This window comes from Promicromonospora kroppenstedtii (genome assembly GCF_044389675.1).
Taxonomy (GTDB): domain Bacteria; phylum Actinomycetota; class Actinomycetes; order Actinomycetales; family Cellulomonadaceae; genus Promicromonospora; species Promicromonospora kroppenstedtii.
In genome coordinates, this window is record NZ_JBIRYI010000003.1 from 83,207 (window position 1) to 103,181 (window position 19,975).

The 19,975-nt window shown below is 73.4% G+C and carries 18 protein-coding genes; 4 read left to right on the forward strand and 14 right to left on the reverse strand.

The features are described 5' to 3' along the window. Positions 1-35: 35 nt before the first annotated feature. The 4 genes from acnA to ACH47X_RS06110 form a co-directional block, all read right to left on the reverse strand. A complete protein-coding gene (gene acnA, locus ACH47X_RS06095; protein ID WP_397402393.1) occupies positions 36-2,798 on the reverse strand; it encodes an aconitate hydratase AcnA in 2,763 nt (920 codons plus the stop codon). A gap of 131 nt (positions 2,799-2,929) precedes the next feature. After that, entirely contained in the window at positions 2,930-3,736 is an 807-nt protein-coding gene (locus tag ACH47X_RS06100; protein WP_397402395.1) for an SGNH/GDSL hydrolase family protein, read from the reverse strand. Positions 3,737-3,783: 47 nt separating this feature from the next. Continuing rightward, positions 3,784-5,184, reverse strand: a complete 1,401-nt coding sequence (locus ACH47X_RS06105; protein WP_397402397.1) for a class I SAM-dependent RNA methyltransferase — start codon at positions 5,182-5,184, stop codon at positions 3,784-3,786. A gap of 62 nt (positions 5,185-5,246) precedes the next feature. Next, positions 5,247-7,244 (reverse strand): APC family permease, encoded by a 1,998-nt coding sequence (locus ACH47X_RS06110; protein WP_397402399.1) that lies wholly within the window; start codon positions 7,242-7,244, stop codon positions 5,247-5,249. A 105-nt stretch (positions 7,245-7,349) separates the two neighbouring features. Between ACH47X_RS06110 and ACH47X_RS06115 the strand changes: the two genes are divergently transcribed. Continuing rightward, positions 7,350-8,003, forward strand: coding sequence for a potassium channel family protein (locus ACH47X_RS06115; RefSeq protein ID WP_036966665.1), 654 nt, complete (start codon positions 7,350-7,352; stop codon positions 8,001-8,003). Further along, positions 8,003-8,668, forward strand: coding sequence for a potassium channel family protein (locus ACH47X_RS06120; RefSeq protein WP_036966638.1), 666 nt, complete (start codon positions 8,003-8,005; stop codon positions 8,666-8,668). The genes ACH47X_RS06115 and ACH47X_RS06120 overlap by 1 nt, the downstream gene beginning before the upstream one ends. Positions 8,669-8,686: 18 nt before the next feature. Here the strand turns inward: ACH47X_RS06120 and ACH47X_RS06125 are convergent, their stop codons facing one another. The 4 genes from ACH47X_RS06125 to dut form a co-directional block, all read right to left on the reverse strand. Then, positions 8,687-9,448 carry a DUF3159 domain-containing protein gene (locus tag ACH47X_RS06125; protein ID WP_397402401.1) on the reverse strand — a complete coding sequence of 254 codons (762 nt, stop codon included), beginning with the start codon at positions 9,446-9,448 and terminating at the stop codon, positions 8,687-8,689. A gap of 5 nt (positions 9,449-9,453) precedes the next feature. Then, a complete protein-coding gene (locus ACH47X_RS06130) occupies positions 9,454-9,840 on the reverse strand; it encodes an OB-fold nucleic acid binding domain-containing protein (RefSeq protein WP_036966641.1) in 387 nt (128 codons plus the stop codon). Positions 9,841-9,855: 15 nt separating this feature from the next. Continuing rightward, positions 9,856-10,581: a DUF3710 domain-containing protein gene (locus ACH47X_RS06135; protein WP_397402404.1), complete on the reverse strand. Its 726-nt coding sequence runs from the start codon at positions 10,579-10,581 to the stop codon at positions 9,856-9,858. Between the two features lie 149 nt (positions 10,582-10,730). Continuing rightward, a complete protein-coding gene (gene dut / locus ACH47X_RS06140) occupies positions 10,731-11,207 on the reverse strand; it encodes a dUTP diphosphatase (RefSeq protein ID WP_397402406.1) in 477 nt (158 codons plus the stop codon). A gap of 77 nt (positions 11,208-11,284) precedes the next feature. Here dut and ACH47X_RS06145 point away from each other — a divergent pair, with 77 nt between their 5' ends. Next, a complete protein-coding gene (locus ACH47X_RS06145) occupies positions 11,285-11,728 on the forward strand; it encodes a DUF3093 domain-containing protein (protein WP_020014532.1) in 444 nt (147 codons plus the stop codon). Positions 11,729-11,904: 176 nt separating this feature from the next. Here the strand turns inward: ACH47X_RS06145 and ACH47X_RS06150 are convergent, their stop codons facing one another. Together ACH47X_RS06150 and ACH47X_RS06155 are read right to left on the reverse strand one after the other, a co-directional pair. After that, positions 11,905-12,204 carry a DUF4193 domain-containing protein gene (locus ACH47X_RS06150; protein WP_020014531.1) on the reverse strand — a complete coding sequence of 100 codons (300 nt, stop codon included), beginning with the start codon at positions 12,202-12,204 and terminating at the stop codon, positions 11,905-11,907. Between the two features lie 311 nt (positions 12,205-12,515). After that, complete coding sequence (locus tag ACH47X_RS06155) at positions 12,516-13,379, reverse strand: inositol monophosphatase family protein (protein WP_397402408.1); 864 nt, start codon at positions 13,377-13,379, stop codon at positions 12,516-12,518. Positions 13,380-13,498: 119 nt separating this feature from the next. Here ACH47X_RS06155 and sepH point away from each other — a divergent pair, with 119 nt between their 5' ends. Continuing rightward, complete coding sequence (gene sepH, locus ACH47X_RS06160; protein WP_397402410.1) at positions 13,499-14,680, forward strand: septation protein SepH; 1,182 nt, start codon at positions 13,499-13,501, stop codon at positions 14,678-14,680. 9 nt (positions 14,681-14,689) lie between these two features. Here the strand turns inward: sepH and ACH47X_RS06165 are convergent, their stop codons facing one another. Genes ACH47X_RS06165 through ACH47X_RS06180 form a run of 4 tightly spaced genes read right to left on the reverse strand, consistent with a single transcriptional unit; the run spans position 14,690 to position 19,956 of the window. Next, positions 14,690-15,322: a thymidine kinase gene (locus ACH47X_RS06165; RefSeq protein WP_377239930.1), complete on the reverse strand. Its 633-nt coding sequence runs from the start codon at positions 15,320-15,322 to the stop codon at positions 14,690-14,692. A gap of 9 nt (positions 15,323-15,331) precedes the next feature. After that, positions 15,332-16,537: an alkaline phosphatase family protein gene (locus tag ACH47X_RS06170; protein ID WP_397402413.1), complete on the reverse strand. Its 1,206-nt coding sequence runs from the start codon at positions 16,535-16,537 to the stop codon at positions 15,332-15,334. Then, on the reverse strand, positions 16,534-17,112 hold the full coding sequence (locus ACH47X_RS06175; protein WP_397402415.1) for a DUF5998 family protein: 579 nt from the start codon (positions 17,110-17,112) through the stop codon (positions 16,534-16,536). The genes ACH47X_RS06170 and ACH47X_RS06175 overlap by 4 nt, the downstream gene beginning before the upstream one ends. 33 nt (positions 17,113-17,145) lie before the next feature. Then, positions 17,146-19,956, reverse strand: a complete 2,811-nt coding sequence (locus ACH47X_RS06180; protein WP_397402417.1) for a GNAT family N-acetyltransferase — start codon at positions 19,954-19,956, stop codon at positions 17,146-17,148. Positions 19,957-19,975: the final 19 nt, after the last annotated feature.

Genomic DNA, 19,975 nt, shown 5'->3' on the forward strand with positions numbered 1-19,975 from the left:
GTTCCTCGGCCCCCACCCTGCACTGCACCTCCGGCTCAGGCGACCAACGACCGCAGCACGTACTGCAGGATGCCGCCGTTGCGGTAGTAGTCCGCCTCGCCCGGGGTGTCGATGCGCACCACGGCGTCGAACTCGACCTGCGAGCCGTCGCCCTTGGTGGCCGTCACCTTGACCGTCTCGGGCGTGACGCCCTCGTTCAGCGCGGTGACGCCGGTGACGTCGAAGGTCTCCGTGCCGTCCAGGCCCAGCGACTCGGCGTTCTGGCCGGCCGGGAACTGCAGCGGCAGCACGCCCATGCCGATGAGGTTCGAGCGGTGGATGCGCTCGAAGCTCTCGGTGATGACGGCCTTGACGCCCAGGAGCGCGGTGCCCTTGGCGGCCCAGTCACGCGACGAGCCGGAGCCGTACTCCTTGCCGCCGAGCACCACGAGCGGGGTGCCGGCCGCGGCGTAGTCCTGCGCGGCGTCGTAGATCGTGTCCTGCGCGTTCTTGACGAAGTTGAAGGTGAAGCCACCCTCGACGCCCGCGCCGTTGTTCTCGGAGGCCAGGAGCTGGTTGCGCAGGCGGATGTTCGCGAACGTGCCGCGGATCATGACCTCGTGGTTGCCGCGGCGCGAGCCGTAGGAGTTGAAGTCGCGGCGGGCCACGCCGTGCTCGGCGAGGTAGACGCCGGCCGGGCTGTCCGGCTTGATCGAGCCGGCCGGGCTGATGTGGTCGGTCGTGACCGAGTCACCCAGCTTGGCGAGCACGCGGGCACCGGTGACGTCGGTGACGGGCTCCGGCGTCATGCCCATGCCGTCGAAGTACGGGGGCTTGCGCACGTACGTCGACTCGGCGTCCCAGGCGAACGTGTCACCCTCGGGGGTCTCCAGGGCGGCCCAGCGCTCGTCGCCCTTGAACACGTCGGCGTAGTCCGCCTCGAACATCTTGCGGTCGATCGAGGACTCGATCGTGGCCTGGACCTCCTCCGGCGACGGCCAGATGTCGCGCAGGAACACGGGGTTGCCGGCCTCGTCGCGACCCAGCGGGTCGTGCTCGAAGTCGAACTCCATGGTGCCGGCCAGGGCGTACGCGATGACCAGCGGCGGGGAGGCCAGGTAGTTCATCTTGACGTCCGGGTTGATGCGGCCCTCGAAGTTGCGGTTGCCCGAGAGCACCGAGACGACCGACAGGTCGTGCTCGTTGACGGCCTCGGAGACCTTCTCGTCCAGGGGGCCGGAGTTGCCGATGCAGGTGGCGCAGCCGTAGCCCACCAGGTGGAAGCCCAGCTTCTCGAGGTACGGCCAGAGGCCGGCCTTCTCGTAGTAGTTGGTCACGACCTGCGAGCCCGGGGCCATGGAGGTCTTGACCCACGGCTTGGAGACGAGGCCCTTCTCGACGGCGTTCTTCGCGAGCAGCGCCGCGGCGAGCATGACCGAGGGGTTCGAGGTGTTGGTGCAGGACGTGATCGAGGCGATCGCGACCGCGCCGTGGAACAGCTCGAACTCCTTGCCGTCACTGTTGGTGACGTGCACGTGCTTGCGGCCGTTGGGCGTGATGGCCGGCGAGTCGGACGCGGGGAACGACTCCTTCTCGGCCTCGTCGACCTGGTCCAGGACGTCGGGCGCGTAGGTGGGCAGGTCACGCGTGAACGCGGCCTTGGCGTTCGTCAGCTCGATGCGGTCCTGCGGGCGCTTGGGCCCGGCGATCGACGGGACGACCGTGGAGAGGTCGAGCTCGAGGTACTCGGAGAAGACCGGCTCGGCCGAGTCGGCGTCGAGCCAGAGGCCCTGCTCCTTGGCGTACGCCTCGACCAGGGCGAGCTGCTCCTCGGAGCGGCCCGTCAGGCGCAGGTAGTCGACCGTGACCGAGTCGATCGGGAAGATCGCGGCCGTCGAGCCGAACTCGGGCGACATGTTGCCGATGGTGGCGCGGTTCGCGAGCGGCACCTGGGCGACGCCCTCGCCGTAGAACTCGACGAACTTGCCGACCACGCCGTGCTGGCGCAGCATCTGCGTGATCGTGAGCACCACGTCGGTGGCGGTGACGCCGGCCGGGATCGAGCCGTTCAGCTTGAAGCCCACGACGCGCGGAATGAGCATCGAGACCGGCTGGCCGAGCATCGCGGCCTCGGCCTCGATGCCGCCGACGCCCCAGCCCAGCACGCCCAGGCCGTTGACCATGGTGGTGTGCGAGTCGGTGCCGACGCAGGTGTCGGGGTAGGCGCGCAGGGCGCCGCCCACCTCGCGGGTCATCACGGTGCGCGCCAGGTACTCGATGTTGACCTGGTGCACGATGCCGGTGCCCGGCGGGACGACCTTGAAGTCGTCGAACGCCGTCTGGCCCCAGCGCAGGAACTGGTAGCGCTCGTGGTTGCGCTGGTACTCGAACTCGACGTTGCGCTGGAACGCGTCGGCGCGGCCGGCGACGTCGATCTGCACGGAGTGGTCGATGACCATCTCGGCGGGGGCCAGCGGGTTGATCCGCGTCGCGTCGCCGCCGAGGGCCGCGACGGCCTCACGCATGGTGGCGAGGTCCACGACGCAGGGCACACCGGTGAAGTCCTGCATGATCACGCGCGCCGGCGTGAACTGGATCTCGGTGTCGGGCTGCGCGTCCGGGTCCCAGGACGCCAGCGCGCGCACGTGGTCGGCGGTGATGTTCGCGCCGTCCTCCGTGCGCAGGAGGTTCTCGGCGAGGATCTTCAGCGAGTACGGGAGGCGCTCGACTCCCTCGACCGCGCTGAGCCGGAAGATCTCGTAGGACTTGCCCGAGACCTCCAGCGTTCCCTTTGATCCGAACGTGTCCACGGTGCTCACTCGGGCTCCTTCTGCGGGGCTGACGGTGCGTCGGCTCTCACAGGCGCGGTCGTCGCGCGAAGGAGCCGCCGCATGGGTTCCAGGGGGCTTCACCCAGCCTAGGCCGGGCTGCTGGAGCCAGCATAACGCATTTATCTTGACGTCAAGATATCTGTCGGCCGCGCGCCCGTCTCGTCCTGCCCGGCCGCCGGCGCCTGGAGCGTCCGCAGCACCCGCCGGGCGATCATGGCGTTGCCCGCGTCGGTCGTGTGGACCCCGTCCTCGTGCACCAGGGAGCCCTGGACGATGTTGGGGTCGAGCAGCGACACGTACGTGGCCCCCGACTCGGCCGCGGCGGCGCGCACCGCGCTGTCCATCGCCCGCGCCTCCAGGCCGATCGCCCGCGGCGTGGACGGCCCGATCGAGACGATCTCGGCGTCCGGGAACCGCTCCACGGCCAGGGCATACGTGTCCGCGACCGCCTGGAAGACCCGGCCGGGGTCCTTCCGCAGCCCCTTGAAGTCGTTCTGCCCGCCCGCGATCACCACGATGTCCGCGGTGCCCGGGGGTACCGACCGGAGCTGGGTCGGGTAGTTGTCGCGCTTCGCGTTCCCCTTGACGAACCCCGTGCCGCCGACGGCGACGTTGAGCTCGCGCCAGCCCATCTGCTCGGACACGAGGGTGCTCCACCGCAGCTCGGGCGACGACGCGCCCTGGCCCACGGTGTAGGAGTCGCCGACGAAGAGCACCACCGGCTCCCGCTGGACCACCGGGGACGGCGAGGGCGACGGGGACTGAGCCCACACCGACGGCGCACCCCTCGGCGCGGGCCCCGAGGCCCCGCCCGTACCGCCGACGGCAATGCCGCCGGCTCCCAGCACCATGCCCACCAGGACGGCGACCGCGAACGCCGCTACCACTGACGCCGCGATCCCGCCGCTTACCAGCCACCGCTTCACGGAGCGCATCCTATGCGCACTGACCTGGGGCTTCGTCCATCGTCCCGTCAACCCTGCCGGTCCAGGACAGCGACGGCCTCGACGTGGTGCGTATGGGGAAAGAGGTCGAACCCTCGCACGCCCGTCAGCACGTACCCGTGCGCCGCCAGGTAGCCGACGTCGCGCGCGAGCGCGGCCGGGTCGCACGCCACGTAGACGATGCGCCGCGGCTCCCGGGAGGCGATCGCGTCCACCACGGCACGCCCGGCACCGGAGCGCGGCGGGTCGAGCACGACGACGTCGGCCGCGGGCACCTCGGCCTCCCCCGGACCGCCCGCGAGCACGCGGTCCACGGCGCCCAGCCGCAGGTCCACCTGCTCGTACGCGTGCGCGTTGCGGCGGGCGTCCTTGACGGCGCGCGCGTCGCCCTCGACGGCCACCACGCGTCCCTGCGGGCCGACGGCCTCCGCGAGCGGGAGCGTGAACAGGCCCGCGCCGGAGTACAGGTCCAGCACGGTGGCCCCGGCCAGCTCCCCCGCGCTCGCGCCGGTCGCCTCCAGCACGGCGCCGGTCAGCACGGCGGGCGCCGCGCGGTGCACTTGCCAGAACCCGTCGGCGGCCACCCGGTAGCGGTGCGTGCCCCACGGCCCGGTCACGACCTCGGTCACGGCGCGGCGGGCGTTGGGCCGGGTGTCGGCGTGCCCGCGGCGCCACGGCTCTCCGTCCACGAGCAGCACGGGGTCGCCGTCGGACGGCGCGACCAGCTCCAGCCGCGTACCCGGCGTCCAGGAGCGCGTGAACACGTCCTCGGCGACGGTGAACGCCGCGACCTCGGCGGAGGCGAGCGGCATCTTCTTCAGCGCCACGACGTCGTGCGAGCGGTGCTTGCGCATGCCCGCGTGGCCGTCGGCGTCCGCCACCAGGTCGATCCGCGTGCGGTAGTGCAGGCCGCGCCGCTCGTCGTCGCCCGGCACGCCCTCCACCGTGACGTGCTCGGCGAGCCAGCCGGCGTCGATCCGGGCCAGGCGCTGCAGCTGCTCCACGAGCACGTCCTGCTTCCAGCGGCGCTGCGCGGGCAGGGCCACGTGGGACAGCTCCCCGCCGCCCGCGCCGTCGGCCCCGGCCGCGGGCCACGCGGGCTCGACGCGGTCGGGTGACGCCTGGAGGATCTCCACGGCGTCGGCCCGCCAGAAGCCGGTGCCGCCCTCGGTGACGCGGGCGCGCACGCGCTCACCGGGCAGCGTGTGCCGTACGAACACGACCCGGCCGTCCAGGCGGGCGACGCAGTGGCCGCCGTGGGCCACGGGGCCGACCTCCAGCTCGAACTCCTGTCCCACCTCGGGTGCGGGGGCGGCGTCGCTCACCCGGCGGGCGCGGCCCGGCCGCGGGGAACGCTGGGGACGACGGCGCACGCGGGCGCCCTGCTCGGGGTCGGCGGGCGCGCTGCGGCGATCGGAGTTGCGGGGCATGTGCTCAAGTATCGCGCACCGGCCGGCTTCGCCGCTGCGGTCAGGCCGTCGGACGGGTCATGTCACATCCGCCGGCCGCGCAGGAACGTGTCGCCCTCCAGGCCCGTCTGGCCGCGCGTCGAGGCGAGCTGCCACGGCACGGAGGCCACGACGACGCCGGGGGTGAACAGCAGGCTGCCCTTGAGGCGCAGCGCCGACTGGTTGTGCAGCAGCTGCTCCCACCAGTGCCCCACAACGTACTCGGGGATGTACACGATCACCAGGTCGCGCGGGGACTCGCGGTGCACGGAGCGCACGTACTTGACCACGGGGCGGGTGATCTCGCGGAACGGCGAGTCGAGGATGCGCAGCGGCACGGGCAGGTCGAGGGCCTCCCACTCGGCCGTCAGCCGCTCGACGTCCTCACGGTCCACACCCACGCTGACGGCCTCCAGCTCGTTCGGCCGCGCGGCCCGCGCGTAGGCCAGCGCGCGCATGGTCGGCTTGTGCACCTTCGAGACCAGCACCACGGCGTGGACGCGGCTGGGCAGCGCGCGGGCCGCCGAGACGTCGTCGAGCGCGAGTTCCTGGCTGACCCGGTCGTAGTGCTTGCGGATGCCCCGCATGAGCACGAACAGCACGCCCATGGCCAGCAGGGTGATCCAGGCGCCGTGGGTGAACTTGGTCAGCAGCACGATGATCAGCACGATGCCCGTCAGGCCGAACCCGACGCCGTTGACCAGCCGCGAGCGCTTGTACCGGCTGCGCACCGCGGGGTTGGGCTCGGTGCGCAGCTCGCGCGTCCAGTGCCGCAGCATGCCGAGCTGGGACAGCGTGAACGAGACGAACACGCCCACGATGTAGAGCTGGATCAGCCGGGTGACCTCGGCGTCGAACACCACGATCAGGACGATCGCCGCGACGGCGAGGGTGATGATGCCGTTGGAGAACGCGAGCCGGTCACCGCGGGTGTGCAGCTGGCGGGGCAGGTAGCCGTCGCGGCCCAGGATCGAGCCCAGCACCGGGAACCCGTTGAACGCCGTGTTGGCGGCGAGCACCAGGATCAGGCCCGTGACGGCGGACACGGCGTAGAACGCGGGCGGGAAGCCGGAGAACACGGCCTCGGCGAGCTGGCCGATCACCGGGATCTGCACGTAGTGGTCCGAGACCGGCTCGCCGTTCAGCGTGAGCTGGCTGTGCGGGTCCTCCGCGAACTGGACCCCGGTGGCCTGGGCCAGCAGCAGGATCGACATGATCATGGTCGCGGAGATCGTGCCGAGCAGCAGCAGCGTCGTGGCGGCGTTGCGCGACTTGGGCTTGCGGAACGCGGGCACGCCGTTGCTGATGGCCTCCACGCCGGTCAGGGCGGCGCAGCCGGACGCGAAGGCGCGGGCCAGCAGGAAGGCGCCCGCGATGCCGACCAGGCCCTGGTCGAAGGCGGCCTCGGCGGACAGCTCGAACTCCGCGCTCTGCGCCTGCGGCAGCGTGCCCGAGAAGAACCGGAACGCGCCCGTGACGATGAGCGCGCCGATGATCGCCATGTAGCAGTAGGTCGGGATGGCGAACGCGGTGCCCGACTCCTTGACCCCGCGCAGGTTGACGAGGGTGAGCAGCACCACCGCGATGACCGCGGCGAGCGCCTCGTGCCCGCGCAGCCCCGGGATGGCGGCGGACGCGTACTGGGCGGCCGACGAGATCGACACGGCCACGGTGAGCACGTAGTCGACCAGCAGCGCGGAGGCGACGCCGATGCCCGCGGACGGGCCGAGGTTGGTGGTGGCGACCTCGTAGTCGCCGCCGCCGGAGGGGTAGGCGTGCACGTTCTGCCGGTAGGACGCCACCACGATGAGCAGCACCACGACCACCACGAGGCCGACCCATGGGGAGAACGCCAGGGCGGCGATACCGGCCAGTGACAGAGTCAGGAGGATCTCGTCGGGCGCGTACGCGACCGACGACAGCGCGTCCGAGGCAAACACCGGGAGCGCGATGCGTTTGGGCAGCAGCGTGTGCCCCAGGCTCTCGCTGCGCATGGGGCGGCCGACCAGGAGGCGCTTGGCCGCATCGACGATGTCCGACACGTTGGATGACTCTATGCCCGTCGATGGCGTCCAGCGCACCCAGCGCACCCAGCGCACCATCGTCACCCCCGGCGCGGTAGCGTTCCGTCCGTGCACTTCGTCATCATGGGTTGCGGCCGGGTCGGCTCCAGCCTCGCTCAGGAGATCGAGGGCCGCGGGCATTCCGTGGCCGTCATCGACCAGAACCCGGACGCGTTCCGGCGCCTGCCCGCGGACTTCTCCGGCAAGAAGGTCACCGGCGTGGGCTTCGACCGGGACACCCTGGTCCAGGCCGGCATCGAGGACACGTACGCGTTCGCCGCGGTGTCCGACGGCGACAACTCCAACATCCTGTCCGCCCGCGTGGTCCGCGAGACCTACGGCGTGGACAACGTGGTGGCACGCATCTACGACCCGCACCGCGCGGAGATCTACCAGCGCCTGGGCATCCCGACGGTCGCCACGGTGCGCTGGACGGCCGACCAGGTGCTGCGGCGCATGCTGCCGCTGGGCTTCACCGACGAGTACCGCGACCCGTCCGGCACGGTCCGGCTCGCGCAGATCGACTACCACCGGCGCTGGGTGGGCCGGCCCGTGCTGGGCATCGAGGCCGCGACGGGCGCGCGGGTCGCGTTCGTGACCCGCTACTCGTCGGCGATCCTGCCCACCGCCGACGTCGTGCTCCAGGAGAACGACGTGCTGCACCTGCTCATGGCCGCCGACCGGTCCGCAGAGATCGAGCGCATCCTCACCGCCGCACCGACCGCCGAGGAGGACTGATGCGCGTCGTCATCGCCGGGGCGGGGTCCGTGGGCCGCTCCATCGCCCGCGAGCTGCTGAGCCACGACCACGAGGTCACCCTGATCGACAAGAACCCGTCGGCCATGCGGGTCTCGCAGGTCCCCGAGGCGGAGTGGGTGCTGGCGGACGCGTGCGAGCTGCCCGCCCTGGAGGCGTCCGAGCTGGAGCAGGCCGACGTCGTGGTGGGTGCCACCGGCGACGACAAGGTGAACCTGGTGTTCTCCCTGCTGGGCAAGACGGAGTTCGGCGTGCCGCGCACCGTCGCGCGGGTGAACAACCCGAAGAACGAGTGGATGTTCGACCAGTCCTGGGGCGTGGACGTGGCGGTCTCGACGCCGCGCATCATGACGGCGATGGTCGAGGAGGCCGTGGCCGTCGGCGACCTGGTGAAGATCTTCAGCTTCAGCCAGTCGCGCGCCGACATCCTGGAGCTGACGCTGCCCGCCGACTCCCGGGTCGCCGGGACGCGCGTGGGCCAGGTGATCTGGCCGGCGGACGTCACGCTCTCGACGATCGTGCGCGACGGCCGCCCGCTCGTGCCGAGCCCCGACGACACCCTGGAGGCCGGCGACGAGCTGCTGCTGGTCGCCGGCGCGGACGCCGACACGGACGCCCTCCAGAAGCTGCTGGTGCCGAAGGGCTAACGTCGGGCAGCGCCGAGCTCAGGCCGCGGGCCGCGGCTTGGGCCGGCGCACGACGTACCAGGTCAGGTACAGCACGAGCGCCCACAGCGGCACGCCCAGCAGCAGGTGGAACGTGCCCAGCCAGGCGACGTCGCCGGCGAAGTAGAGCGGCGTCTTGACGGCCAGGCGCAGGGCGAACAGGCCCACCCAGAGCCAGGTGGCGATCGAGTACATGCGCATCTTGGCCGGGTCGGAGCGCCAGGCGGTCAGCGCGGCGAACGCCGAGGGCTGGTCGTCCGGGCGGTCCGCGTCGGCCTTGACGGCCTCCGGCGTCAGGCCGGCGCGCAGCGCCTCGACCACGTAGCCGACGGCGGGGCGGCGCGCGAGGATCGTGCCGAGCAGCACCACGAGGTAGCCGGCGTTCAGCAGCAGGCCGCCCGCGTAGTAGTCCTCCGCGTCGCCGGAGGTCCAGGCCCACACCACGCCGACGGCGATGCCGAGCAGCCCCCCGAGCGCCTGCGTGACCGGCGTGCGCTGCACGAGGCGCGCCACGACGAGCACCAGCGCGGCGACGACCGACGCGACCAGCGGGACGGTCAGGTCGTTGGTGATCACGAACGCGACCACGAACACGAGGCCGGGCAGGACCGCCTCGACCAGGCCGCGCACCCCGCCTACGGCCTGCGCGGCCGAGAACTCCTCGCCCGCGAGGGCGCGCATGCCGCGCGCGGGGGTCTGCGCGTGGTCGTTCTGCTGGGTCTGCTCGTGCGGGGGCACGTCATGACGTGCTGGATCGCTCATGGGGGCTATTGTGCCTCGCCCGGCCGGGGCCTCAGCTCGTACCTCGGGTTGAACATCGTGCGGCGCCCGTCGACGTCGCACACCATGCCCTCGACGCGGATGCGGCGGCCCGGCTCGATGCCCTCGATGGTGCGGCGCCCGAGCCAGACGAGATCGAGCGCGCCCGAGCCGTCGAACAGCTCCGCCTCCAGGGTGGGCACGCCCTCGCGCGGGCGCAGGACCACGGAGCGCAGGACACCCGCGACCTTGCCGCGGGACCGTGTGGGCAGCGACGTGACCGCCGCACAGCCGACGTTCTTGGACGCGTCGGCACGTTCGGCGGTGTCGCTGACCTCCTCGTTGGACGCGAGCGTCGCCGCGATGCGGGACGCGAGCGCCGAGCGGAGCGACATCAGTGGTTCACCTCGTCAGCCGATCTGGGTGATCTCGGGGCCGCGGCGCAGCGGGTTGAAGTCCGACATCTGCGGTGCCGCGTTCTCGGGAGCGACCGGCTCCGGTGCCGGCTGTGCACCATCCTTGCGCGCCGACTTCGGCAGCGCCAGGGGCAGCAGGTCCCGTGGCGGGCGCGGGCTCTGGTCGCGCACCACGACGATGTTCGCGAACACGGACTCCAGGGGCTTGGCCGCCTCGGCGTCCAGGGCAGCCCGGCCCGCGAGCACGCCCCGGATGAACCAACGAGGACCGTCCACGCCCACGAACCGCGCCGGCCGCTGGCCGGACTGCCCGTCGGGGCCGGTCACCGGCATGCGGACCAGCAGCTCACGGCCGAACACGCCGGGGACGTCGTCCACGATGCCGCCCTGCCCGCTGACGGACTGCGCGATCTCGTGCCGGATCTCGTCCCAGATCCCGTCGGTACGCGGCGCGGCGAAGGCCTGGATCTGGAGGTTGGACCCCTCCAGGGCGGCCGTCACGCCGGTCACCTTCTGCGTCTTCTTGTCGATCTCCATGCGGAGCTCGAGCCCGGGCATCACCGGCAGCCAGATCGCGCCGAGATCGACCCGGGGGCCCATCTCGTCCACCTGCGAGCGGTCGAAGGGTCCGTGGGGCCGCTTCTGCTGCTCGGCCTCCACCGACGCCCACTCGACCGAAGCCGGCTCCTGAGCCGTACCTCGTCGGCTGAACAGACCCACAGCCACACTCCTTCGTCGTTCTTCCGTTGCCCGCCCGGCGGCTCGCCGGACGCTCGCCGTCCCCGGCCGCGCGCGATTGCTCCGCCGGGTGGCGTTATCCGCTCGTTACTTACAGCCTAGACCTGTCCGGGCTGCACTTGGACACGCGTTCAGCGTCCGGCGAAACCGCCGCTGGAGCCGAAGCCGCCCTCACCCCGGTGCGAGCCGGGCAGCGCCTCGGCCCGCAGGAAGCGCGCACGCTCGACCTTCTGGATCACGAGCTGCGCGACGCGGTCGCCGCGCGCCAGCTTCACGGCCTGCGTCGTGTCGGTGTTGAGCAGCGTGACCTTGATCTCGCCGCGGTACCCCGCGTCCACCGTGCCCGGCGCGTTGACGATCGTCACGCCGTGCTTCGTGGCGAGCCCCGAGCGCGGGTGCACGAACGCCGCGTAGCCGTCCGGCAGCGCGATCGACACCCCCGTGGGCACCAGCACCCGCCCCTGCGGCGGGATCTCGACGTCGACCGTGGTCACCAGGTCGGCGCCGGCGTCGCCGGGATGCGCGTAGGACGGCAGGGGGACGTCGTCCAGGAGGCGGATGAGCACGTCGACCGTGCTGCCGTCAGGGGTGGGCTCAGGGGTGGGCACGCCGGAAGAGTACGCCACCTGGGCCCGCGCCGCCGCAAGAGTGCTCGGGCAGTGCTCGGGGCTGGGATGATGTGTCCATGACGGCGACCACCCTCACCTTCCACGAGCGCCTACTGCCCGGTCCCGGCGGCTGGCTCGGCACGGTCGGTCTGGGCGCCATCGCGGCGATCGCGCTGTGGCCCGTGCACGCGGTGACGGCGGTGACCGTGGGCCTGCTCGTGTGCGTGGGCTCAGCGGTCGCCCTGGCGGTGTCCTCGCCCGTGGTGGAGGTGTCCGACGGCGTGCTGCGCGCCGGGGCCGCCCGGATCCCGGTGGCGCTGCTCGGCGCCGCGCAGGCGCTGGACGTCGCGGCCATGCGGCACGAGCTGGGCCCCGGCCTCGACGCGCGCGCCTACGTGTGCCTGCGCGCGTGGGCGCGGACCGGGGTGCGGGTCGCGGTCGACGACCCGGCCGACCCCACCCCCTATTGGCTGGTCTCCACGCGCCGCCCGGAGCTGCTGGTGAAAGCCCTCACCGACTGAGCCGGAGGTGCAGCGCAGGGTGAGGGCCGAGGAACGAGGCACGCGCCCGAAGCGGGACCGCAGGCTCAGGCGGGAAAAGCAGAGCCGAGTCAAGGCCCGACCCCGGACACGACGAAGGCTGCCATGCTCCGCATGACAGCCCGGTCGTGTCGTCAGTGCCTAGGGCCTGGCAGTAATCAGGCAGCGCACTCCGTGCAGATCATCTGGCCGGCCTTCTCGTAGGCCAGCTGGCTGCGGTGGTGCACCAGGAAACAGCTCGAGCACGTGAACTCGTCCGCCTGACGCGGCAGCACACGTACGGCGAGCTCCTCGCCCGACAGATCGGCGCCCGGGAGCTCGAAGCCCTCGGCCGCTTCCGTCTCGTCCTCGTCCACAACGCCCGAGGACTTGTCAGAACGACGTGCCTGCAGCTCCTGGATCGAGTCCTGCTCGACATCCTCGTCGTTCTTACGCGGGGCGTCGTAGTCAGTTGCCATGTGGTGTTCTCCGTCGATAGGTGGTCGCGCCGGAAGGGTTCGGGACATCCGGGGGTTCGACGCCGCCCCGGCCGGGACCCCGCGAGAGCCGTCGAACAGCGACCGCAAGCGGGTGTACGCGCAGATAATGCACACGGCCCCGGTTTTGTTCCCGAGTCGGCCCACGGATTGTGCACCATTTCTGTCAGGCGCGCTACATCTGCCGGTGTAACCCCCGTCACGTATGCTCTGACCTGCAAGAACGGCCTGTTTTCGGCCTTTTGGCCGTGGTCAGCAGTGACCAGCCTTGCGGGGGTGTGTCATATAAAAGATCACCCGTGATCTACCCCGCCGGCGCCGTCCGCGTCGACCTCCTCCAGGATCCTGGCGAGCTGCCCGACGAGCCCTGCGGGGCCCGCGACGGTCATCGCGTTGCCGGCCGGCCGGCCCCGCAGGCCGGTCACGACGGCGCCCGCCTCGGTGGCCACCACGACGCCCGCGGCCATGTCCCACGGGTTCAGGCCGCGCTCGTAGTACAGGTCGAGCGAGCCGTCGGCGAGCAGGCACAGGTCGATCGCGGCCGACCCCAGCCGGCGGATGTCGCGGATCTCGGGCAGCACACGAGCCAGCACCGCGGCCTGCTCGCGGCGGCGTCCGGCGTCGTACCCGAAGCCCGTGCCCACCAGGGAGGTGCTCAGGGACGCCGGGGCGCCCACGTGGACCGGCACGCCGTCGCGGGTGGCGCCCTCGCCGAGCCCGGCGGACCAGGTGCGCCCGTCGGCGACGCTGTGCACGCAGCCGGCCAGGACGGTCCAGGAGGCGGGCTCGGGCGGGCCCGCCACCACGGCCACCGACACGGCCCAGGAGGCCACCCCGTACAGGTAGTTCACCGTGCCGTCGATCGGATCGAGCACCCAGGTCAGGCCGCTCGTGCCCGGCAGGTCGTCGCCCTCCTCGCCCAGGACGGCGTCGTCGGGCCGCTCGGCGGCGATCATCTCGCGCAGCAGGTCCTCCGAGGCGCGGTCCATGACCGTGACGGGGTCCACCTCGCTCGACTTGGTGGCGGCGACCTCGACCCGTTCCGGTCTGCCCTCCCGCACGAGGGCACCGGCGGCCGTCGCGAGGCGGACGGCGAGATCGCGGAGTTCGGTGACGGTGACGCCGTCGGGCAGCTCGTGCGGTGCGGGTGAGATCACGCGCCCATCCTGCCGCACCCGCACGCGGGCTACGATCCGGCGGCACACCGACGCGCCTGCGCCGCGGCGCCCCCGCTCGGTGGCAGGCTCGGTGCACAGGACTACCCGGGAGGACTGGCATGGACGAGCTGGAGCTGGTGAGGCTGCACGAGGACGGTGAACGCCTCGTCCTCGCCGCACGCGACGGCACCCAGAGCACCCTGCCCATCACCGACGCCCTGCGCGCCGCCATCCGGGGTGACCGTCCGCGCATGGAGTCGATCCGGGCCCAGGAGGAGTCCGCGCTGCGGCCCCGGGAGATCCAGGCGCGCCTGCGCGCGGGCGAGACGTGCGAGGCCCTCGCCGAGGCCTCGGGCCTGCCCGTGGAGCACGTGCGGCGGTTCGAGTACCCGGTCATCTCCGAGCGCGAGCACGCGATCTCCCGGGTACGTGCCAAGGCCGTGCTGACCGACGACGACACGGCCACCACGCTGGGCGAGGTCTCCGACGAGCGGCTGCGCTCGCGCGGTGTACGGCCAGACGACGCCGCGTGGACCGCCACGCGGGAGGGCACGCACCCGTGGATCGTGCAGGTCGAGTTCGTCGCGGGCGAGCGCCCGCGGCTGGCCCGCTGGGCCCTCGAGCCGCGCGGCGGCTTCGTGACCGCCCTCGACGACGAGGCCCGCTGGCTGGGCCTGCCTGAGGACGACGAGGGCCCGGAGCTGGCCGGGGTGTCCGCCCTGCCGCCGGCGCGGCTCGGCGCGCGCCCGGGGCGGCCGGCACCGCCCGAGCCGGACGACACCGACCTGCTCCTGGACAACCTGTCCGAGCGGCGCGGCCAGCGGCCCTCGCGCCGTCCCGCCCCGGATCCCGGGCTGCCCGGCCTGCTGGACCTCGAGCACCTGGACGGCAGCTCCGCGAGCCCGGGCACGGGCTCGGCGGCGAGCCCGGACGAGGCCCCCGAGCCCGCGCCGGAGCCGGCCGCCGCGGTCGTGGACATCGGCGCGCGGCGCCACGGGTCACGTCCGAAGATGCCGTCGGTGAAGGTGCCGGACTCCCCCGCCGACCTGGAGTGGGAGGCGCCGAGCCAGTGGGAGATCCCGGGTCCGGGGTCGGCGTCCGGTCCCGCACCGACGCCGCCGGCCGAGCACGAGATCCCGCCGGAGCCCGAGCCCGAGCCCGCACCGGCTCCCGAGCCGGCCGACCCACCTGACAAGGAGCCCGCCGTCGCCAAGCGGAACGCACCCAAGCGCGGCCGCAAATCCCGCGCGCAGGTGCCGAGCTGGGACGAGATCGTGTTCGGCTCGCGGCCGGAGGTCTAGCGCGGGGGTCTAGCCCCAGAGGGACTCGTCCGCCGACCGGCGGCGGGCGGTGAGCGCGGTCATACGGCGCATGTGGTGACGGCGGCACAGCACCTCGTACGCGACCTCGCCGAGGCCGACGTCGCCGATGACGACCTGCTCGCCCTCGGTGACCATGATGCCGTCGACGGTGCGCGCGTTGTGCGTGGCGCGCGCACCGCACCAGCACAGCGACTGCACCTGGAGCAGCTCCACGCGGTCGGCGAGCTCGACGAGCCGGGCCGAGCCGGGGAACAGGCGTGTGCGGAAGTCGGTCGTGATGCCGAACGCGAAGATGTCGATCTCCATCTCGTCCACGAGCCGGGCGAGCTGTTCCACCTGCGCGGGCGAGTAGAACTGCGCCTCGTCGCACACGAGGTAGTCGACGGCCTGGCCGGCGGCGCGCCGGGCGCCGATCTCCACGAGGAAGTCCGTGTCGTCGGTGACCTCGACGGCCGCGACCTCCAGGCCCAGCCGGCTGGAGACCCGGTCGGCGCCGGCGCGGTCGCCCCGGCTGTAGATCAGGCCCTCGCGCCCGCGCGCGCGGAAGTTGTGGTCGGTCTGCAGGGCCAGGGTGGACTTGCCGGAGTCCATGGTCCCGGAGAAGAAGACGAGCTGTGCCACGGGTGGTTCCTAGGAGGTCGCGGTCAGGAGCGGCACGAGCATCTCGTGCGGGGTGAGGGAGCCGTGCACGCCGGGCATGGCCCGGGCGTTCGCGGAGTGCACCCGGGAGTCGACGACGGTGGCGGCGCCGGTCATCGCCACCACGACGTCACCGATCGCGGGCAGCACGTGCGGGGCGACGGGCCCGAACCAGCCGTCCGCGACGGCCTGGTCGCGGGGCACCACGAGGGCGTGCTCCCCCAGCCGCTCCGTCCAGCGCGCGACGACGTCGGCCGGGTCGGTGCCGGGCTCGGTGTACAGGTGCAGGGCTCGGGGCTCGCCGCCGACCAGGGCGACGCCGGGGTGCAGCGCCGGGTCGGTCGCGACGTCCCACTGGTGGGCAGGGTCTGCCTTGATCTGGCCGTGGTCGGCCGTGACCAGCACGAGCGTGCCGCGCGGGACGCTGCGCACCAGGCGGCGCAGCTCCTGGTCGGTGGCTTCCAGGGCGTCGCCCCACTGCCAGGAGTCCCAGCCGAACCCGTGGCCGGTCTTGTCCACGTCGCCCTGGTACAGGTAGACGAGGCGCTGCCCGGTGCCCGCCGGGTCGACGGGCCGGCGCAGCGCCGCGACGGTGGCGTCCACGCGCTGCTCGAACGTCTCGGCGGCCACGTGCACGGGGCCGCGCAGCGCGGCCTGGCTCATGCCGGAGCCCGCGAACTTGCGCGGACCGGGTGCGACGACCCGGGTGCCTGCGGCGGCGAGCGTCTCCAGGACCGTGGGCTCGCGTTGCACGTCGGCCGGGTCGCCGAGGTCGCGCCACTGCACCACGGCGGCCAGCTTGCCCGTCTCCGGGTTGCGCTGCGTGTAGCCGAGCATGCCCGTGCGGCCCGGCGCGGTGCCGGTCCCGAGGATGCTCAGGCCGGCCGCCGTCGTCGACGGGAAGCTGGAGGTGAGCGTCGCGGTCGCCTCGTCGCGCTCGCGCAGGAGACCGCGCAGGAACGGCGCGTGGCCCCCGCGCTCGGCGAGGTTGCGGATGCCGAGGCCGTCCACGAGCACCACGACCACGCGGTCGGCGTCGGGCAGGCCGAGGGCCGCGCGGCAGCCCGCCGCGGTCAGGCCCGTGGCCGTGGTGAGGTCGTGGCCCAGGGCGCCCGCCGCGGCGGGGAGCACCGCGGCCAGGCTCGCGGTGTCGTAGGACGGGGCCACCAGGCCCTCGGGAAGCTCCGGGGTGCTCACGCAGACGTGGCCCGGGACAGGGCCTTGGCGAAGTCGACGGCGGCCCGGACCGCGGCGTCGCCCTCGGCCTCGCCGGAGACGCGGACCACCACGTCGTCGGGCGTCACCTGGCCGGTCAGGCCGTGGTCCGCGGTGCAGTTGGGGTCCACGCACGAGGCCGGCTCCAGGTCGACGCGGGACACGGCACCCCAGCCCACCGCGAGCGTGACCTCGCGCGTCGCGCCGCGGCGCGGGTACTGCGCCGGGTCCGCGATCACGTGGGTCAGCGCCACGGAACGGATCTCGCGCACCGGCACCACCTCGGTGGTGGCGGACGCCGAGCCGGGCCGCGCCGGGTCCTCCCCCGTGTGGTCGTCCACGTGCGCGGTGACCAGGCGGGTCGGCGTCAGCACGAGCACCGTCAGGTGCCGGCGCACCTCCGAGTCGAAGGTGGTCTCGGCCTGCACGAGGTGGGCCATCACCTCCTCGCCGGCCAGGGCCACGTCGAGCACGTCGGCCACGAGCTCGGGGTAGTAGCCGGCCCGGTGCAGGTGGGCGGTCAGGTCGTCACGGGCATCGGTAGGGGCATGGGGCACAGGCGAATCATCCCACGAGAGCGGGTCGCGCCGTTAGCCCGGCAGCGCCCTGCGCAGGGCGTCCGTACGTCGTTCGGCGGGTCGCAGGCGGATCGTGGCGTGCAGCACCGAGGCTCCCCGCTCGGCGACCGCGACGGGGTACAGCTCCACCGAGGCGAGCTCCGGGAGGTCCTCCGCCATGACCGAGACGCGGGCCAGCACGTCCTCCAGCGCGGCGACGTCGGCCTCGGGCGCGCCCTGGTACCCGAACAGGCGCGGGGCGGCGCGCACGCCGCGCACCATGCGCGCCACGTCCACGTCGGTCAGCGGGGGCACACCGTGGGTCACGTCGTCGAGCAGGTCCACGGCGTCGCCCGCCACGCCGAACGAGACGACGGGGCCGAACAGCTCGTCCTCGACCGACCGCACCACGCACGCCACGCCCGTGGGCGCCATGGCCTGCACCTCCAGCACCGGGTCGGTCCCGGGCAGCAGGGCCGACGCCGCGGCGAGCATGCGCTCGGCGTCCTCGGCCAGGTCCTCGGCGTCGGCGATGTCGAGGCGCACGCCGCCCAGGTCCGCGCGGTGGCGCAGCGCGGGCGAGGCGACCTTGAGCGCGACCGGCCAGCCCAGGTCGCGCGCGGCGGCCACGGCCTCGTCCGGCGTGCGCACGCGCCGCGACCCCCACAGCGTCAGGCCGTAGCAGGCCAGCAGCTCGGTCGCGGCGTCCTGGTCCAGCACGGTGCCCTCGGGGTGGCGGCCGAGCAGCGACTCGACGAGCGTGCGCGCCTGGGTGCGGGCCACGCCGTCGGACACGCCCTCGCGGAGCGCGGGGCGCACGGGCCTGCCGTGGTCCTGGGCGCGCCAGCGCGCGTAGCGGACCACCTCGCCCAGGGCCCAGACGGCGTCCTCGGGCGTGGAGAAGGCGGGGATCCGGATCTCGTCGCCCGCGCCGGGCAGGCCGTCGGGCACCGTGGCCGCGAGCACGTCGGGCATGCCGTGCAGGCCCAGGGCGCTGACGACGGTGGTGCGGCCCGTGCGCGCGGCGGCCCGTGCGACGGCGCGGGCCATCGCGTCGGTGCGCGGCAGCACCACGGGCACGGAGACCATGACCACCGCGTCGCACGCGTCGGGCCCGTACAGGGCGTCGACGGCGGCGGCGATCTCGTCGTCGGGCGCCCCCGCGGACAGCGGCTCCAGCGGCCCGACGACGGTCAGGCCGGCGGCCGCGACGGCGTCGGCCACGAGCGCGGCGAGCGACGGCGAGCCGGCGAGGATGCCGACCCGGCCGCCCGCCGGGAGCGGCTGGTGGGCGAGCACCTGCGCGACGTCCATGAGCTGGTGGGTGTTCTCCGCGCGGATCACGCCGGACTGGCGCAGCACCTCGTCGAGCATGCGGCGCGGGGCGCGCGTGGCGCGCACCGTGTGCCCGGGCGGCACCACGCTCCCGTGCCGGCCCGCGACGACCACGACCACGGGCTTGACCAGCGCGAGGCGGCGGGCGATCCGCGAGAACTTGCGGGGGTTGCCGAGGGTCTCCAGGTACAGGCAGACGACGTCGGTGTGCGGGTCGTCCTGCCAGTACTGCATCACGTCGTTGCCCGACACGTCGGCCCGGTGCCCCGCCGAGACCAGGGTGGACAGGCCCAGGCCGCGGCGCTTGACCGTCTCGGACGCCGTGACCGCCGTCGGCGCGCTCTGGCTGAACAGGCCGACCCGGCCGGGGCGCGGGGCCGTGAGCGCCAGGCTGGCGCGCAGGCTCGCGCCGGGCACGTTGGTCAGGAGGCCGTAGCTCGCGGGGCCCACCACACGCATGCCGGCGCCGTGCGCGGTACGCAGCAGCTCGCGGCGGCGCGCGATGCCCGCAGGCCCGGTCTCGGCCCAGCCGGCCGAGAGCACGACGACGCCGCGCGTGCCCGTGCCGCGCAGGCGGCGGACGGCGTCGATCACCTCGGCGGGCGGGGCGGCGACGACGGCCAGGTCGACGGTGGCGCCGTTCTCGAGGTCCGCCCAGGTCACGTCGTCACCGAGCACCAGGAGCTCGGTGTCGCCGGGGTCGGCGGCGTAGGCCTCGCGGACGCGGGCGACGAGGAGGTGGTCGATGTCGGGGGTGTCGGTGCCGTCCTGGGCGCCGGCGTCGGGGACGGCGGTGGGGACGGCGGTGGGGACGGCGGTGGGGACGGCGGTGCCGGCGTCGGCGGGCCCGACCAGGAGCACGCGGCGCGCCGAGAGCAGACCCTGCATGGAGCGGGCCTCGGTGCGGTGCTCACGGTCGGCCATGACCTCGCGGGACCGGTCGGTGGGGTCGAGGTCCACGGAGACGGTGACCACGCCGTCGTCCAGGTGCTGCTCGACGTCGTAGCCCGCCTCCCGGAACACGCCCAGCATCGCGCGGTTCTGCGGCAGCACCTCGGCGATGAACCGGTGCACGCCGCGCTCGCGCGCCGCGGCCGCGATGTGCTCCAGCAGGACCGAGCCCAGGCCCTGGCCCTGCAGGGCGTCGGCGATGTTGAACGCGACCTCGGCGGTGCGGCGCCCGGGCTGGTCGTCGGTCACGTCGTAGCGCGTGACCCCGACGATGTCCTCGGCGTGCTCGGTGCCCGGCCGGACCGCGACGAGCGCCGCCCGGCGCACGTGGTCCACCGTGACGAGCTGGGTCAGGAGCCGGTCGGGGATGCGCTGCAGGGCCGCGAAGAACCGGAGGTAGGTCGAGCGCTCCGACTGCGCCATCTGGAAGCGCTGGAGCGCGTCGGCGTCGTCGGGCCGGATGGGTCGTACGTGCGTGGTCGAGCCGTCACGCAGCACCACGTCGGCCTCCCACTCGACCGGGTATCCCCGTCGGTCGGCCGGTTCTGGCTGGTCCACGGGACCAAGGTTAGGTCGG

Coding starts and splice junctions, on each gene's coding strand:
- ACH47X_RS06130 (WP_036966641.1), bottom strand. CDS start 9,840: ATGTCGCTCCGCTCGGCGCTCGCGTCCCGCATCGCGGCGACGCTCGCG.
- sepH (WP_397402410.1), top strand. CDS start 13,499: ATGGACGAGCTGGAGCTGGTGAGGCTGCACGAGGACGGTGAACGCCTC.
- ACH47X_RS06145 (WP_020014532.1), top strand. CDS start 11,285: ATGACGGCGACCACCCTCACCTTCCACGAGCGCCTACTGCCCGGTCCC.
- ACH47X_RS06125 (WP_397402401.1), bottom strand. CDS start 9,448: ATGAGCGATCCAGCACGTCATGACGTGCCCCCGCACGAGCAGACCCAG.
- ACH47X_RS06150 (WP_020014531.1), bottom strand. CDS start 12,204: ATGGCAACTGACTACGACGCCCCGCGTAAGAACGACGAGGATGTCGAG.
- ACH47X_RS06115 (WP_036966665.1), top strand. CDS start 7,350: ATGGGTTGCGGCCGGGTCGGCTCCAGCCTCGCTCAGGAGATCGAGGGC.
- ACH47X_RS06105 (WP_397402397.1), bottom strand. CDS start 5,184: ATGCCCCGCAACTCCGATCGCCGCAGCGCGCCCGCCGACCCCGAGCAG.
- ACH47X_RS06120 (WP_036966638.1), top strand. CDS start 8,003: ATGCGCGTCGTCATCGCCGGGGCGGGGTCCGTGGGCCGCTCCATCGCC.